Origin of the sequence: Paenibacillus sp. ACRRY, from assembly GCF_022346995.1 — a bacterium.
GTDB lineage: Bacteria > Bacillota > Bacilli > Paenibacillales > Paenibacillaceae > Paenibacillus.
This window is the reverse complement of sequence record NZ_JAKRNM010000010.1, coordinates 83,871-100,573: the sequence shown is the minus strand read 5'-3', so window position 1 is coordinate 100,573 and position 16,703 is coordinate 83,871. Positions and strand designations below refer to the sequence as shown.

The 16,703-nt window shown below is 46.6% G+C and carries 14 protein-coding genes; 5 read left to right on the top strand and 9 right to left on the bottom strand.

Features of this window, described 5'->3' with window-relative positions; genetic code table 11:
• Positions 1-25 precede the first annotated feature (25 nt).
• From MH144_RS25200 to MH144_RS25190, 3 genes are all read right to left on the bottom strand, one after another.
• Positions 26-727 carry a GerMN domain-containing protein gene (locus tag MH144_RS25200; RefSeq protein WP_239305052.1) on the bottom strand — a complete coding sequence of 234 codons (702 nt, stop codon included), beginning with the start codon at positions 725-727 and terminating at the stop codon, positions 26-28.
• Between the two features lie 34 nt (positions 728-761).
• Positions 762-2,171 carry an N-acetylmuramoyl-L-alanine amidase family protein gene (locus tag MH144_RS25195; protein ID WP_239305051.1) on the bottom strand — a complete coding sequence of 470 codons (1,410 nt, stop codon included), beginning with the start codon at positions 2,169-2,171 and terminating at the stop codon, positions 762-764.
• A 258-nt stretch (positions 2,172-2,429) separates the two neighbouring features.
• Positions 2,430-3,836, bottom strand: coding sequence for an N-acetylmuramoyl-L-alanine amidase family protein (locus MH144_RS25190; RefSeq protein WP_239305050.1), 1,407 nt, complete (start codon positions 3,834-3,836; stop codon positions 2,430-2,432).
• Positions 3,837-4,163: 327 nt separating this feature from the next.
• Between MH144_RS25190 and MH144_RS25185 the strand changes: the two genes are divergently transcribed.
• A complete protein-coding gene (locus tag MH144_RS25185; protein WP_239305049.1) occupies positions 4,164-4,733 on the top strand; it encodes a hypothetical protein in 570 nt (189 codons plus the stop codon).
• A 141-nt stretch (positions 4,734-4,874) separates the two neighbouring features.
• On the opposite strand, the gene leuD is transcribed toward MH144_RS25185, so the two are convergent.
• Entirely contained in the window at positions 4,875-5,477 is a 603-nt protein-coding gene (leuD, locus tag MH144_RS25180; RefSeq protein ID WP_095292742.1) for a 3-isopropylmalate dehydratase small subunit, read from the bottom strand.
• A gap of 31 nt (positions 5,478-5,508) precedes the next feature.
• Complete coding sequence (gene leuC / locus MH144_RS25175) at positions 5,509-6,930, bottom strand: 3-isopropylmalate dehydratase large subunit (protein WP_056696989.1); 1,422 nt, start codon at positions 6,928-6,930, stop codon at positions 5,509-5,511.
• Between the two features lie 340 nt (positions 6,931-7,270).
• Here leuC and MH144_RS25170 point away from each other — a divergent pair, with 340 nt between their 5' ends.
• Positions 7,271-8,215 (top strand): LysR family transcriptional regulator, encoded by a 945-nt coding sequence (locus MH144_RS25170; RefSeq protein ID WP_239305048.1) that lies wholly within the window; start codon positions 7,271-7,273, stop codon positions 8,213-8,215.
• Between the two features lie 191 nt (positions 8,216-8,406).
• Here the strand turns inward: MH144_RS25170 and MH144_RS25165 are convergent, their stop codons facing one another.
• The 4 genes from MH144_RS25165 to MH144_RS25150 form a co-directional block, all read right to left on the bottom strand.
• Positions 8,407-8,592 (bottom strand): hypothetical protein, encoded by a 186-nt coding sequence (locus tag MH144_RS25165; RefSeq protein ID WP_095292751.1) that lies wholly within the window; start codon positions 8,590-8,592, stop codon positions 8,407-8,409.
• 86 nt (positions 8,593-8,678) lie between these two features.
• Complete coding sequence (locus tag MH144_RS25160; protein WP_239305047.1) at positions 8,679-9,500, bottom strand: carbon-nitrogen family hydrolase; 822 nt, start codon at positions 9,498-9,500, stop codon at positions 8,679-8,681.
• 112 nt (positions 9,501-9,612) lie between these two features.
• Positions 9,613-11,235, bottom strand: a complete 1,623-nt coding sequence (locus MH144_RS25155; RefSeq protein ID WP_239305104.1) for an AraC family transcriptional regulator — start codon at positions 11,233-11,235, stop codon at positions 9,613-9,615.
• 188 nt (positions 11,236-11,423) lie between these two features.
• Positions 11,424-12,446, bottom strand: a complete 1,023-nt coding sequence (locus MH144_RS25150) for an ABC transporter substrate-binding protein (protein ID WP_239305046.1) — start codon at positions 12,444-12,446, stop codon at positions 11,424-11,426.
• Between the two features lie 255 nt (positions 12,447-12,701).
• On the opposite strand from MH144_RS25150, the gene MH144_RS25145 reads away from it, so the two are divergent.
• The 3 genes from MH144_RS25145 to MH144_RS25135 all read left to right on the top strand — a co-directional run bounded on the left by MH144_RS25145 (position 12,702) and on the right by MH144_RS25135 (position 16,686).
• The gene (locus MH144_RS25145; RefSeq protein WP_239305045.1) at positions 12,702-13,910 is read left to right on the top strand and encodes a pyridoxal phosphate-dependent aminotransferase; all 1,209 of its coding nucleotides are present in this window, start codon (positions 12,702-12,704) and stop codon (positions 13,908-13,910) included.
• Between the two features lie 364 nt (positions 13,911-14,274).
• Positions 14,275-15,378: a glutamate 5-kinase gene (proB, locus tag MH144_RS25140; RefSeq protein ID WP_239305044.1), complete on the top strand. Its 1,104-nt coding sequence runs from the start codon at positions 14,275-14,277 to the stop codon at positions 15,376-15,378.
• Between the two features lie 60 nt (positions 15,379-15,438).
• Positions 15,439-16,686: a glutamate-5-semialdehyde dehydrogenase gene (locus MH144_RS25135; protein ID WP_239305043.1), complete on the top strand. Its 1,248-nt coding sequence runs from the start codon at positions 15,439-15,441 to the stop codon at positions 16,684-16,686.
• Positions 16,687-16,703 lie beyond the last annotated feature (17 nt).

Below are 16,703 nucleotides of genomic sequence, written 5' to 3'. Positions count from 1 at the left end.
GGTAAAACAACAGACTGCAGCGAAACTATTCGGATCTTGTCATTGGATGCTCAAGATCAACATGGCCCATCAAGCTCTCAGATTGCTGCCCGTCCACTAGCAAATCAAGCGATTTGACTTCATCAAACTGGAAGAATGTTTTCTTCAATGCATCAATTGCATATGCTTCTCCACCTGCACCAAGACGCGCGGTATCAGGCATATGAATATCCAATGTAAGTGCACCTGCATCAAATTTTACGGACTTCAATTCAATCTCTTTGGCCCACAGTGGTACAAGTTTGTCATCTGCCGTTTGCTGTAAAGCCGCAAATGCTGCCTTGTATTTATCATCATCTGCTGCGTAGGAGATACTTGCAGTGGCTTCATGCAGATCCAGCTCTTCCGGATCGGTATAAAACACCTTGATTGTTGTTTGCTCCGTACTCTGTGAAGTGCTGCTGGAATCCGTGGAAGTTCCTCCCGAGGAAGTTGTTCCTTCCGAACCTGAGCTGGAAGGTGTCGAATCCGGTGTAGATGTCGTACCTTCTGTTTCCACAGTTACAGGATCTGTAATTTCCGTATCATTTGTCTCATTCTCATTATTTTGATCCTCAGGGACACTAACTTCCGTACCTGCCCCTTGAGTCTGACTTGGAGCAGGAGCTGCTGTTGGCTTGCTTCCGCATCCGGCAGCAACTGCCATAACCGTTACCAACAGTGCTGCAATCCATATTTTTTTGTTCATTCTAACTCCGCCTCCTGATCATAAGGGTTAACCCTTATTTAATTCCCAGATACTCCTTGATTCCTGCAACAATACCCTTCGCAACACTGTTTTGAAAACTTTCAGTGAACAGAGCTGCTTCATCACTCTTATTGCTCAGGAAACCGCCTTCCAGCAGAACGGCTGGCATTGTCGTTTCACGGGTTACATGGAGGCTTGCCGTTTTCACGCCACGATCCTTTAATCCGGAAGATTGCAGAAGATACTTGTGCATGATGGTAGCCAATTCCTTACTAGTGGATCGAGTATAGAAGGTTTCTACACCGTTCGCAGCAGCAGGCCCACTATTAGCATGAATGGAAATGAAAATATCCGCGTTTACCTTTTCGGCTATTTTCACACGTTCACTCAAAGCCAGAAAAGTATCATCGCTGCGGGTTAACACAACGTCAATTTTAGACTCTTTTTTCAGCAGTGCTTCCACCTTCAAAGCCATCGCCAAGTTAAAATCTTTTTCCCGTTTTCCGGTAACACCAATTGCTCCAGGATCCTGGTCCCCGTGTCCTGCATCAATTACGACAACTTTCTTGCCATTATCTCCAACTGGAGGGGTAGGTGTCGCGCCTTGTTTGTTCAGATCAACCATAATCAAACCCGAATCGTTTTGAACGTCATAACCTTTGGCACTCGAAAGGTCAATGACAAAACGAACAGTAGAAGGACTGTTACTGTATAACGAATACCGAATCTTGGAAACATCGGGATAACCGCTGACTACAAGCTGTCCATTCTGGTTGCTGTCAAGAGCTTGTCCCTCACTGAAAGAATCAGCAAATGCTGTATTAGGTAAGTCGATAACGATCCGATCCGGTCCTGTCATCGTGAAGACGTTCGGCTTCGTATCTCCGCTTGTTGCAATAAAGAAGCGGTTGTCACTGAAGCTGATGCCGTTCACCAGTACAAGACCTTCCTCATTTGAACCTCCGCCATTATTGCCGGAATTCGGAGGAGTTGTTGTTCCGTTTCCGGAACCTGAATTCTGGGTAACTAATGTTACCGTCTTCGTGGTGTTGTTCCAACCCACCTTAAGACCCATTTGTTCACCGACAAATCGGAGTGGCACAAGAGTCGTACCATTTTTTACGAGTGGCGGGGCATCTAGGTTCACGTTACTGCCGTTCACCGTTGCCGTCTTCTGTCCAACAATCATCTGCATGGCAGTGTTGTCTTTGCTTATCGTCACGGTGCTTGTACTTTGCTTCCATTCCACACCGTACCCCAGACTTTCGGAAATAACCCGAATCGGTACCATCACTTTGCTATTGATGATTTCCGCTTTGGCATCCGATGGCTGCACAATTTCTTTCCCGTCTAGGATAATTTTCGTATCCACAGCTGCATGACTATAGCCCGGGAAAACGAGCCCAAAGACAAATAACAGTACCAAAAAACCGAACTTCTTCATCCTTCACCCCTACCATTCTCATATTTTTTCGCCGCATGTTGTGACTTACAGCTCCGACTGACCACGAGGGCATTACCAGACACCTATTTAGACGCCCCATACTCTCAAAAGTTGCGAATATATTCCAACATAACAGAAAAAAAACGTTGTCAAATCAAGCTTTTTCTACATTTTAATGTCTTTTTATTTCCTTTTTTATCAATCAAACATCTGAAAACAACGAACTGTCCTAAACTGCGTATTTACGAATAACCGGCCTTAGAGCCCTAAAAATTCTATAATTCCATCTACAATTGCTTCTGCACACCGTTCCTGATAATCTTCCGTCAGCATGAGTGCTTCATCTGTTGGATTACTCATAAAACCTAGCTCGAGCAGAACTGCAGGCATGGACGTCTCACGAGTTACATGCAGGCTGACCATCTTCACACCGCGATCCTTAAGCCCTGTAACTGGCATTATATGTGTGTGAAGCATATCGGCCAGCGTTTTGCTCTCTATCCGACTATAGAGCGTTTCTATTCCGTTCGGATCAGGAGTCGTAAATTTGTTGCCGTGAATGGATATGAAAATGTCCGCCTGATTAAGTTCCGCCATCTCGACTCTCTGCTGCAAGGAAAGCTCAGTATCATCCTGTCGCGTGATCACGGTTTGAATGTCGTCATGCTTCTGCAGCAGTGCCTGTACTTTCAAACCCACGGCAAGATTAAAGTCCTTCTCATACTTTCCGGAAATACTTACTGCTCCCGACTGCCTCCCGCCGTGCCCGGGATCAATAATCACCACTTTCTTGCCATCAACGGTTGGTAAGGCTGGCTGACTGGAAGAATCCCCACTACTTGCTGTCAGATCGACTAGCAGTACATTGTTATCTCCAAGCGACCACTGGGCTGTAGCGGATTGTTTCAAGTCAAACACAACACGAACCGTGGATGGTGAATGGCTGAACATGGCATAGCGCACCTTGGATACCACAGCGGAATCTGTAACCACAATGCTGCCACTGCCATCAGAGTTGAAGGCATGTCCCTGCATAAAAGAGTCAGAGAACGTCGTTTCAGGCATATCCACAATAATCCGATCCGGTGCACCGAGAGTGGACAGCTTCGGCTTGACTTCTCCATTTGTCGTTATCATCAATCGATTACTACTGAAACTGATACTCTGAAGCTCAGCATTCAAGCTGGGAGAAGGAGTTTCGTTAGCCTCATCCTCTTCATCTTGTTCTGCCACTGGTGAAGCAGTGCGTAGGCTGACCATCTTGGTTCCATTGTCCCATCCTACTTCAAGCCCCATGCCTTCTCCGACGAAGCGCAAGGGGACCAGCGTGGTTCCTTGTTTGACCAAAGGTGGGGAATCCAGCTCTACAGGGCTCCCATTGACTGTTGCTGTATCTTCACCAGCGGTCATCGCTATACTTTGGCTCCCTTTCTGCACCAGAACAGACTTGGATTCCTTTTCCCACTTCACCTGATAACCGAGGCTCTCTGACACAATGCGGATTGGAACCATCACGGTATTTCCGACATTCTCCGCAGGTGCACCCGATCGCTGATCAATGGTTACACCATCAAGAACAATTGAGGGCACGACGCCTGCATGAGCTGCGACAGGAAATAAACACATGAACAGAAAGATAACGACTGCAGCCGACCATTTCTTCATAGATCATCCACCATTCTGATGTGTTCTGTTCCTTCGAATAGCCCTCTATGTAACTTTCCATAATATACTAATCAGTTTATCAGATAATGGCTTTTCATCCGGTTACAACGTTGTCATATTTAGTCGGAACCAAGACGAAAAAAAGAGATCATATCGGGGAAATGTCTTCTTTTAATCGAGATGAATTGAATATCTTGTCAAAAATATCAACAATTGATGTTATTATATTTTATGAGCTATTTTAAGAAGATCCTTATTCATTGGAAGTGTCCAATCTTTTTTTATCGTTTAGAAAGAATGAAAGTTTTTTTCATAGGAGGGAAAATAGTGATCACATTGTATAAACAAGTATCCAATGACAAGCTGCTCTACGCAGAATACTGGATTGAAGAGGATCAGGTTGTGGAGCATATCGGCGAAGTCGGTACGGTTGGTACAACGACCAGAATGGATTTTCCAGCCTCGTTTAACAATGAGGACGAATTCAAGATTGATTTTCTTAATCGCTATTCAGACCAAGGTTACAAACAAGCTTCAGAAGACGATGGTTACATGCTGGTTATCCAATATCCGATGAAGAGTCTGACAGGCAGTAAACGTGATCTATGGCTCAAGGATAAAGCCAGTGAAGCACTGATACATGAGCTGGGTTGGAAAGGTCTGGGAATTGTAGATGGACACGATATGGGCAAAACGGCAAATCCAGTTACCCAGTACGCTTTGAATATTTACTGCTTTGTAATGGATGAGACACTTGGGATACAAGCAGTTAAACGTGTGCTTAGAGAGACACGACTGGACTATACCAAGATCAAAATCGCATCAAGAGATTTAAAAAATGACGGGGATTACATATTGAAGTATTCAGCAAAAAAGAATCAGGAATTCTACCTATAGATGATGACTTGATTGAAGCGTAAAATTTCAGCAAGATGACAAGTTTTAAATGGGCACTGGATAATAGAAAAAGCTTCTGTCTCTGATCGGAACGACGTTCCTACGGAGAAACAGAAGCTTTTTTATTAGCTATATTAGGTATTATCCAAACAATTTTGCAGCATGACGCTGCTCATATGCTGTAATCTCATCATCATGTTGCAATGTCAGACCGATATCATCCAGACCTTGCAGCAAGAATTGACGACGGTGTTCATCCAGATCAAAATCGATATGCAGTCCGTGTGCATCGGTAATCGTTTTGTTTTCCAGATTAACATTCAGTTCATAGCCCTCATGGGCAGCTGTCCGCTGGAACAGATCTTCTACCTGCTCTTCAGACAATTTAATTGGCAGGATGCCGTTTTTGAAGCAGTTGTTATAGAAGATATCCGCAAAAGATGGTGCGATGACACAACGGAATCCATAGTCCATAATCGCCCAAGGCGCATGCTCACGGGATGAGCCACAGCCAAAGTTCGCACGGGAAATCAGAATGGATGCTCCTTCATAACGGGATTTGTTCATTTCGAAGGAAGGATTGTTATTCCCCTCTTCATCGAAACGCCATTCGTAGAACAAAAATTGTCCAAATCCGGTACGTTCAATCCGCTTCAAAAATTGTTTTGGGATGATCGCGTCTGTATCTACATTGACCCGGTCTACCGGTGCAACGATGCCTTGCAGTGTTTTAAATTCTTCCATGTGATCCGTTCTCCCTTCTGTCCGTTACCTGTTAGATAACTGCTTCCGTTTTAAAATTCCAGTCACGTACGTCGACAAAGTGACCTTTAACCGCTGCAGCTGCAGCCATTGCCGGAGATACCAGGTGGGTACGTCCTCCGCGTCCTTGACGTCCTTCGAAGTTACGGTTGGATGTCGATGCACAACGTTGTCCAGGTTTCAACACATCCGGGTTCATTGCAAGACACATGCTGCATCCTGCATCACGCCATTCAAATCCTGCTTCCGTGAAGATTTTGTCCAAACCTTCTTTTTCGGCCTGAATTTTTACACGGCCTGAGCCAGGAACCACGATTGCCGTAACATTGCTGGACACTGTATGGCCTTTGGCAACTTGAGCTGCCGCACGCAAATCCTCAATCCGTCCATTCGTACAAGAACCGATAAATACATAGTCTACCGGAATTTCTGAAATCGGTGTTCCAGGTGTAAGACCCATATATTCAAGCGCTTTTTCAGCTGCTTTACGTTCATTTTCAGTTGGCAGTTCTGCCGGAACAGGCACTTTGGATGAGATATCTGTTCCCATACCCGGGCTGGTACCCCAAGTTACTTGCGGAATCAGGGACTCCACATCGATCTCTACAACACGATCAAACTCGGCACCCTCGTCTGTAACAAGCTCTTTCCAAGCCGCAACAGCTTCATCAAACTTGGCATCAGCAGGTACATATTCACGTCCACGCAGATACTCAAAAGTCGTTTCATCCGGTGCGATCATACCTGCTCTTGCTCCACCTTCGATAGACATGTTGCATACTGTCATACGCTCTTCCATGCTGAGTTCACGGATCGATTCGCCCGTATACTCAATAACATAACCTGTTGCAAAGTCTGTGCCATATTTGGCAATCACTGCGAGGATCATGTCTTTTGCTGTTACGCCCGGATTACGCTTCCCGACGAAGCGGACTTCCATCGTTTTTGCTTTTGCCTGCTGCAAACATTGAGTAGCCATTACGTGCTCCACTTCACTGGTTCCGATTCCGAATGCCAGTGCACCAAATGCACCGTGTGTGGACGTATGGCTGTCACCGCAAACAATGGTTTTACCTGGGTGAGTCAGACCAAGTTCTGGTCCCATTACGTGTACAACACCCTGGTCAATCGTATCCAGATCATACAGTTTTACGCCAAAGTCACGGCAGTTTTGAGAGAGTGTATCAATTTGTTGCTTGGAGATTGGATCTGTAATGTTGAAACGATCCTTGGTAGGAACGTTATGATCCATTGTCGCAAACGTTAATTCCGGGCGACGTACCTTACGTCCTGACAAACGCAAGCCTTCAAAAGCCTGTGGAGAAGTTACCTCGTGCACAAGGTGGAGATCGATATACAGAATGCTCGGTTTTCCTTCTTCCTGATGAATTACGTGATTTTCCCAAATTTTCTCAAACATTGTTTTTTTACTCATCATTTTCACCTCATCATAAGTTCGGTCCTTGGAAGAGCCTCTGGTGTTTGTCTAAACTGTGAAGCTCTTGAATGACATAAATATATCACCCTGTCCTTCATTGTTCCAAGATATACTATCTATAGATGTAATAGGTTTGACCTATAATGAGTTGAACGACAATAAACCACTGTATTCACAGCGGCTCTTAATTGATAACAATTATCATTATCATATAATGCTTATACTACGTTGCTTCACTACCAGTGTCAATGCTTTTTCTATATATTCATAACAGAAAAATGATTTATTTACCCATGATGATATAATGGTGGCATAACGAAAGGAATGACAAGTGCAAATGGAATTCAGACAACTTCAATATACACTGCAGATTGCTGCAGAACGGAATTTTTCCCGGGCTGCCGAGAAACTTCATATTGCCCAGCCTTCGCTCAGTCAGCAATTGTCTAAACTTGAGAAAGAGCTTGGCGTTCTGCTCTTTCAGCGCAATACCAGCACGGTGGAGTTGACACATGCTGGGGTCACCTTTGTGGAGCAAGCCCAAAAAATTGTGGATGCTGTGGAATTACTCAGACAGGAAATGTCAGATATCTCCCAGCTGCGGAAAGGTAAAGTCGTTGTGGGCAGCATGCCGATTACCGGTTCCCACCTTCTGCCGCATGTACTCCCCGCTTATCAGCAAGCCTATCCGGATATCGAAGTTACGTTGCTTGAAGACGCCGGTCTAACGCTGGAGAAACTGACAGCCAGCGGCAAAGCTGATCTCAGCCTGCTCTCCTTACCCTTGCAGGAACCAAGCCTGTCATATGTTGCAATCGGCGAAGAGCGAATCGATCTGGCGGTACCTCCTCATCACCCCCTTGCCGTCAGAGGAAATACGGATCATCCGATCCCTGTGCATATGGAGGAGCTTAGGGACGAGTCATTTGTTGTACTGAAAAAAGGACAAGGCTTCCGCAAACTGACCTTTGATCTGTGTGAGCAGGCTGGATTCGATCCGAATGTCGTATTTGAGAGCAATAACATAGAAACCGTGCAATCGCTTGTAGCTACAGGCATGGGTATTACACTTGTTCCACGCTTCATAGCCAGGGCACCACGCAGTGAGTTTGTGCCTGTCTATGTACCACTTGCTGAACCTGTCCCAAGTCGTACCCTCGTCGTCGCTTACCGTCAGGGACGTGTTCTGTCCAAAGCGGCAGAAGCTTTTATTGATACGTTTAAACAGACGGTTGCCAAGCTTACCGAAGGAGACTATGAGAATCCTACCTCTGTAGATTAGTCATTACGATGAAACAAATAAACAAAGGCCTGACCCATACGGGCCAAGCCTTTGTTCTATACTCTTCTCCCGCATAAGCAGAATCAAGTTCTTGCATGAAATCGCAGTGCATCGTTACATCACAATGTTGCTGATATCATGATCTAAAGTTAACGTAGAAACGTACATAAGAGATATTCATGTCATGTTGTTTATTTTCGCAAATTACGTTCACTCGTCAGCCTATTCTGTTGATTGACCAGTCGGCCTTCATCCTGAACAGCTTGTTCAGGCGGTGATAGCCCTCCTGCACCATTCTCTAAGAATGGCCTCAAGTGATCTTCCCTTGTGTTTTCCTGTTCCAGTCTCCTGAGCGTATCTTTCACATGGTTGTCCATTGATTGATCATCCTCCTTGGTGACGGGATAGTTATCATTACCCTCCTCCTGGAAGAATAAACACTTTACTGGAATTATTCTTTTAATTATTTTGCACCAAAATAAATACCAGGTCTACGGTCTTCAAAAACCGGAATGCGTCCCCGCACTTCATCTACAAGGGAAGGACGAATCAGTCCGGTCACGATCTCTTCCCCTTCTCCACCCTCAGCCACAATTTCGCCCCAAGGATCAATAATGAGAGAGTGTCCGAAAAATTCGGTGTCTCCCCCTTTACCGACTCGGTTGCATGCAATCACATACATCTGATTTTCAATAGCTCGTGCTGTCAGCAGCGTGCGCCAGTGATGCAAACGCGGATTCGGCCATTCGGCAGGTACGATCAATGCTCTGGCCCCATTCAAAGCAAGCGTACGGGCTAGTTCAGGAAAACGGATATCATAACAGATAGAAGCACCCGCTGTCAGACCGTTCTCCAGTTCGAAAATCTCAGGATCAGCTCCAGGCTGCAAATATTTCTCCTCATCCATCAGGCGGAACAGATGTAATTTATCATAACGTGTAACCTGCTCTCCGTCTCTGTTGTAGGCATACATGGTATTGTAAATTTGTCCATTTCGCTTCTCTGCTATGGATCCACCGACAATTGAAATCTGATGTTTCTCGGCAAATGCCGATAACCACTCCCGTGATTTTTGCCCTTCAGGGTCAGCAAGCTCATGGATTTGTTCCAAAGCGTAACCTGTATTCCACATTTCCGGCAGCACGGCCAGCGCCAGATCCGGATATTGTTCCACTGCCTGTTCAAGCAGGGTCTGCATATGTTTATGATTGGCCTCAGGATCACCAAGCTGAATATCACCCTGAATCAGGGCAACACGCATTTCCCCCTGTTGTTGTTTTGTCATGACTTGCACTCCTCCGAACTGTAATACCTGTTATCATAGCTTGATCCGCGCGAAGCCTGCAACAACGTTTTGATCAACCTTATTTATGACTTCAACGGCTGCAAGTGGACGATTAGAGAGGATGGGCCAGTTCGTTCAGCAATTCAGGGAACAGACTCTGCAGTCTGCTGTTCGATAAGGCATCTCCCATATTCCACACCTGCTCATCCAACGTGTACACTTTTCCATTTCTAACGGCGGGCAGTCCCTTCCACTCATCACTTTCAAACAGCTTCTCCGTTGCTGCCCTGGCTGCGTCGCTCTCTGGCATCATGACAAAGATGTGGTCACCCGCATACTGGCTTATCGACTCCGTTGAAATCTCCTTGTAAGCCCTCCCTGCTGCTAGAGCTTCTTGCACTTTGCTTACAGGAGCAAAACCCTGCGGGTGATACAGAAACGGAGCCAGTCCGATATTGCCCATGACAAACAAGCGGGCACCTCGATGATGCACAAGCACCGAAGCCGTTTCGCCAAGCTGAATCCAAGGTCTTATGCTGCTCCACATCTCCTCTGTTCTTGTATGATAAGATGCTATCCACACCTCTGCATCCATCTCCATGCCAAACCAACTTCCCACTTTGCGGATGCGCTCTTCCAAGATCGCATGGGAGTTGTATATTAAAGTAGGAGCAATACGGGCAAGCCGTTGGTACAACTGTTCATTCGTACTATCGAACAAAATCAGATCCGGTTGCTTCTGCACGGTCCATTCCAGATCAATGGAAGGTAAAACATCATACGCTTTGCCATCAAGCACGGGAAGCCCTAACGCGAGTAAGTCCCCCGCCGAATCTCCATAGAATAGAATCCGCTCAGGGTGCCCAGGAATGTTTACTTCATGTCCAGCCCAATCTTGAACAAGTGTATGTCGTTGAAGGGATCGATCATATTGCCGGGGAGCCAGTCCGGTGTGCTGCCTGAAGCGTCTGCTGAAATAGTACTCATCCCGGAAACCTACACGGCCAGCAATATCGCGCAGTGGTTCATCGGAGAGCGAAAGCCATTCCTTCGCCTGTTCAATGCGTACATGGTTAAGGTATTCAAGGGGCTTGCGGCCTGTAATTTGCCTGAACAAAGCTGTAAACTGAGCTGGTCGAAGATTCGCGAGCCGTGCTAATTTCTGTACATTTATATTCTGAGCGTAATGCTCGTCCACGTATTGAATTGTGCTCTGTACTCTGACATCCGGGCTTTGTTCTGTTTTGGGCAGTGTATAGCGGGACACCACTAGTTCCATCAATTTTTGAAAATGTACATTCAACCGGCTATATTCCGCATCCGTTTGATAGAGACTAGCCGATTCCAATAAATCCAGCATGCCGAATAACGCGCCAGGTGAAAAGTCGTTCATCTGCTCCCTTTCTTCAAATAGAGAACGAGTGTAAAGTTCCGGATCCCCTGTTACCATGTGCACGGCATCGTAATGAAGCACCGTATATTTCATGTCATCCGAACGGTTATGCTCCAACTGATAATTCTCTCCTGGAGCCATGGGGTATATCTTGCCGGAGATGAACGGGTATAACTCAGATCCTATATATACAAGACCTTCGCCCTGTTCGCAGAACAGCAGCACATGCCGATCACAGTTGACTTCAAGCATAACCTGTTCAGAAGGTTCGACATGACGCTCGATATGAACATAGCGGAACAGGAATGCAGAGAAAAATAAGAGATTACCGTTTGCGATCATTTGTAACACTTCCGTTTCACCTCATACTTACTCTGAATGAGAATGGTTATCACTAATGTATTCTGATTATACGCCAGCAAGCCTCAATATTCCAGCATATATACAAACACACTTATAACTGATCAGAAACGTGATTAAGAGCCCTCAACGATACGTTGAAGGCTCTGTTCAGGATAAGAAACGGTCTTTTATTGAATCATTTGTTTCGGCAATTCCTGCAGAAGCCACTCTCTTGATGTAGCATCGCTCGATGCTTTGACGATATCGAAACGATAAACCTTGCCCTCCTTGACTGCAGGCAGATTATTCCACACCACACTATTCATCAATTCTTCTGTGGATTGTTGTGCCCCTTGATCTACTGCATTCAAAATAAATATGCGATCTCCAGCGAAATCTGCCATTTTTTCCTGTGATATCTCAACAAATCCTACTTCTTCATCCAGTATCTTTTGGATTTCAGGAGTTGGCTTCATACCGCCAGAACCGTACAACAGCTGGGGCAGTCCTGCACCCGCCATCACGAACAGTCGATTACCTGGATACATGGTAAATACCGATGCGGTTTCGTCTTCCTTCAGCCCATTTGCATGCAGCTGATCCCACATTTCCTCTGTTGCCTTGGCATGTGCAGCAAGCCAGTCTTCAGCCTCCTGTTTTTTGCCGAGTAAATCTCCCAGGAATCGCATCCGTTCTTCGAGTGGCCAGAAGGAATTGAATGTGACCGTTGGAGCAACTTTTGAAATCTGCTCATATTGCGTTTCATCATCATTCGAGAAAATGATCAGATCGGGATTGAGTGATAGAGACTTTTCAACACTGATTGGAAAACCAACATCTTCTGCGTCTGCCACCTGATCATCGAATACCGTGCCTTCATTTTTAAGAATACCTACAGGAACTACCCCGAGAGCCAGTAGATCCCCGGTAACCTCGCCGTGGTAAATGACACGTTGCGGATTGGTCGGAACTTCCACTTCGTGCCCGGTCCAGTCTTTAAATATTTTGGTTTCACTCGCGTTGTCTGCCTCTGCCACTTCTTCTTGCCCGGTGTTCTCTGCTGCTGCCTGCGAGTCATTGGATGTTGCTGCAGCAGTTGTCTCTCCGTCACCTGAACCGTTAGTGGATGAATTGCCACAAGCAAGCAGCAGTACGGATAACGCTGCAATCATGAATGTCGTGCTCATCACACGAAAGCTGTTTTGTTTCATTTTTTTTCTTTCCCCCTAGATAGATAAGCGTTCTCTCAATGATATTGATTATCATTATCGTAAATGATCATAAGACAAAGGCTCTTCTTCGACAATGGACAAAAACGAATCCGGTCAATTCGGTTTTGTACAAAATCCCATTTACACTGTAAACAAAAAGACCTTATTTAACTTATCCCCTCTATACAGCTCGGGATTAGCGTGATAAATTAATGAATACTATTCCCATTTATATGAACCGGAGTGATGAAACTAATGAGCAATCAACAGCAATATTCGGGTCGTTCCGCCTTTGATATACCTACCTCAGACGTCATGACACAGCTTCCAACGCAATTTTTTGCAACTCTCGTGCAAAATGTTAACCGTGAAATCGCAAGTGGTCACGACGTGATTAATCTTGGTCAAGGGAACCCGGACACTCCTACACCACCTCATATTGTAAGAACATTGCAGGAGTCTGCCGAAAATCCGCTTTATCATAAATATTCACCCTTTAGTGGACATGCCTTCCTGAAGGAAGCAATCGCCAAACGTTATAAAGAAGATTACAACGTTAACCTTGATCCGGAGACTGAAGTTGCGATTTTGTTTGGTGGGAAAACGGGGCTTGTACAGCTGCCGCAAGTGTTGCTTAATCCCGGGGACGTATGTCTCGTTCCTGATCCGGGTTATCCGGATTACTGGTCCGGGGTAGCTCTTGCCAAAGCGCACATGTCCTTTATGCCTCTTTTGGAGTCAAACGCATTCCTTCCTGATTATGAGGCAATTTCGGATGAAGTTCGCGATAAGGCCAAGCTGATGTATTTAAACTATCCCAACAATCCAACATCCGCGATTGCCCCGCTGTCATTCTATGAAGAGACCGTGGAATTCGCCATCCGGAACAAAATTGTAGTTGCCAGTGACTTCGCTTATGGTGCGATTGGGTTCGACGGACATCGCCCGGTGAGTTTCCTGCAGGCGCCTGGCGCCAAGGAAGTCGGAATTGAATTCTATACGTTATCCAAAACCTACAATATGGCAGGCTGGCGGGTTGGGTTCGCCCTTGGGAATGCGGAGATCATCTCCAAAATCAATCTGCTGCAGGATCATATTTATGTTAGCCTATTTGGCGGCATTCAGGCTGCTGCAGCTGCTGCCCTCACTTCATCCCAAGAATGTGTTACCGATCTGGTTGCGCGGTATGAATCCCGCCGTAATGCATTGTATGAGGCACTTTCCTCCATCGGATGGCAGGCTTCGAAGCCAGGGGGTTCTTTCTTCAGCTGGCTGCCAGTGCCTTCCGGGTTTACCTCAACCGAATTTGCAGATTTGCTCCTTCGGGAAGCCAAAGTCGCTGTGGCACCGGGTATCGGGTTTGGTACACATGGGGAAGGCTACGTTCGCGCAGGTTTGCTGAGTGACGAGAAGCGATTGGAGGAAGCTGCCAGGAGGATTGGCAAGCTGAACTTGTTTAAGTAATTTTAAAGGCCGCATACCCCTTTGCATCTGCCAAGTTTCCATGGTATGTTATTAACAAATATCGAACGAAACGTGATGACGGGACCAGTACGAGAGAACAAGCCGCGCCCAGAGAGTAAATTCCACCGGGCTGCAAGAATTTACCGCGGCTTCTCTCCGAAACCTACCCCTGAGCGGCCTGTTTATGCAGGACAGTGCCTTCTGTTACAGGGCGAGAGAGAGCCGGATGATGCAATCATCAATAAAGGTGGTACCGCGGAAGTAACAAACTTTCGTCCTTTTTACAACAAAGGACGGGAGTTTTTTTTGTACCTGGATACCTGTCCATTGGTATCTCATTCATTATGTTTAAGGAAGTGAAAGCATGTCTTCACGAATAGTAGTCAAGATTGGGAGCAGTTCTCTTACCACCGAGGAAGGCGGCCTTGACCGCAGTTCCATTTCATTTTTTGCCAGTGAGATCGCTTCGCTCTATGAACAGGGCCATGAAGTTCTTTTGGTCACTTCCGGAGCCGTTGCTGCCGGATTCCGTGAAATTGGTTACCCTCAGCGTCCCAAAATGCTGCATGAGAAACAAGCGGCAGCCGCAGTGGGTCAGGCATTGTTGATGCAGGCATATCAACAGGCTTTTGCAGCGCACCGCGTTACTACAGCACAAATTTTGCTAACCAGAACCGATTTCCACAGTCGGAAACGGATGGGGAACGCAGGCATGACCGTGGAAGAACTGCTCAGACAACGCGTCATTCCCATTTTTAACGAAAATGATACGGTTTCAGTAGACGAGTTGAAATTCGGGGATAACGATCTGCTCTCTGCGCTCGTTGCCAATTTGGTGAAAGCCCAGCATCTTGTTATTCTCACGGATACCAACGGACTCTATACGGCAGATCCCCGCAAGGATCCGAGTGCTGTTCGTTATGATCGAATTCCTGAAATTACAGAAGAAATCTATGCGTATGCCGGAGGCTCAGGTTCATCGGTTGGTACAGGTGGCATGCGGTCCAAAGTCGATGCAGCCAAAGTGGCAACACGCGGAGGCGTCCCTGTCTTTGTGGGCAGTGTCAAGGAACCCGGAGACTTGCAAAATGCGGTTGATGGCTGCGGCAAGGGGACATATTTCGAGACTCGTCTGGCTGCACTCTCCCGCAAGAAACAATGGTTAGGCTTCATGTCAACACCTCTCGGTACAGTTGTCGTGGATGCCGGTGCCGAAGAAGCCCTTGTTCACGGCGGACATAGTCTGCTGCCTGTAGGCGTCAAAAGCGTGCTTGGCACATTCCACGCAGGTGACGTTGTCGAGGTCATTGGGTTGGACGAAACACTGCTTGGCCGAGGCATTGTCAATTATGATGATGATCAGCTTCGCCTTATCGCAGGTTTGCCAAGCGGAGAAGTCATGAAGACACTGAACGCCATTCATCGGCTTGAGGTCATCCATCGAGACGAGTGGATTACGTTAAAATAACAAGTAATGTATTGGATTGGATAGGGACATCGTCTTGCATTAATGAAGGAGGAATTTCAGATGAGTGAAGTAAGACAAAAAGCCAGCCAAGCTCAAGCAAGTGTTCCACAGTTAAACCGTTTGAGTACAGATCAGAAAAATAAGGCCTTGCTTGCCATGGCGGATGCGCTTATTACGGAATCGGAATCCATTATTACGGCCAATGCGGAAGATCTCGAACGTGGCAGAGAGCAAGGGACACCAGAATCCATGCTTGATCGTCTCGCTTTGAACAAAGAGCGTATTGCGGGAATTGCGGAGGGATTGCGTCAGATTGTTGAACTCCCAGATCCTGTTGGCGAAGTACTGGAGTCATTTACGCGTCCAGATGGACTTCACATTGAAAAATTGAGAGTGCCAATTGGCCTGATTGGCATCATCTATGAGGCCCGTCCTAACGTTACGGTTGATGCAGCAGGGCTATGCCTCAAGACTGGTAATGCCGTTCTGCTGCGCGGGGGTTCTTCTGCCCTCTCTTCCAATCGTCGTATTGTGGAAGTACTCCACCAGGCACTAACCAAAACAGACCTGCCGCCTGATGCGCTGCAGCTCGTGGAAGACGCTAACCGCTCTTCAGTCGATGAAATGCTTAAGCTGAATGGACTATTGGACGTCATTATTCCAAGAGGCGGTGCTTCACTAATCCGCAACGTGGTAGCCAATGCAACGGTACCTGTCATTGAAACAGGCGCAGGCATCTGCCATACGTATGTGGATGAAACGGCGGATCCGGTCATGGCCGCAGAAATTGCGATCAACGCAAAAGCACAGCGCCCATCCGTATGTAATTCCATGGAAACCTTGCTGCTTCACGCTGCTTATGCAGAACAGCATTTGCCTGCCTTGGCCGAACAATTCCGTGAGGCGAATGTCGTATTGAAGGGTTGTGACACGACTCGTCGTCTGGTCCCTACTGCCCTTCCCGTGACGGCAGAAGACTATGGTACAGAGTATAATGATTATATTCTGAATATACGAGTTGTGCAGGGTCTGGAAGAAGCCATGCAGCATATTGCAACTTATGGCACCAAACATTCCGAATGCATCGTCACCCGTGATACAGCACATGCGGAACGCTTTTTGCATGATGTGGATGCTGCAGCAGTTTATCACAATGCTTCCACACGCTTCACGGACGGATTCGAGTTCGGTTATGGAGCCGAAATAGGAATAAGCACACAGAAGCTGCATGCTCGCGGTCCGATGGGACTGCCTGCCCTTACTTCTACCAAATACCGCGTTACCGGCAATGGACAAATCCGGCAATAATATCGCAGCTACAGCCA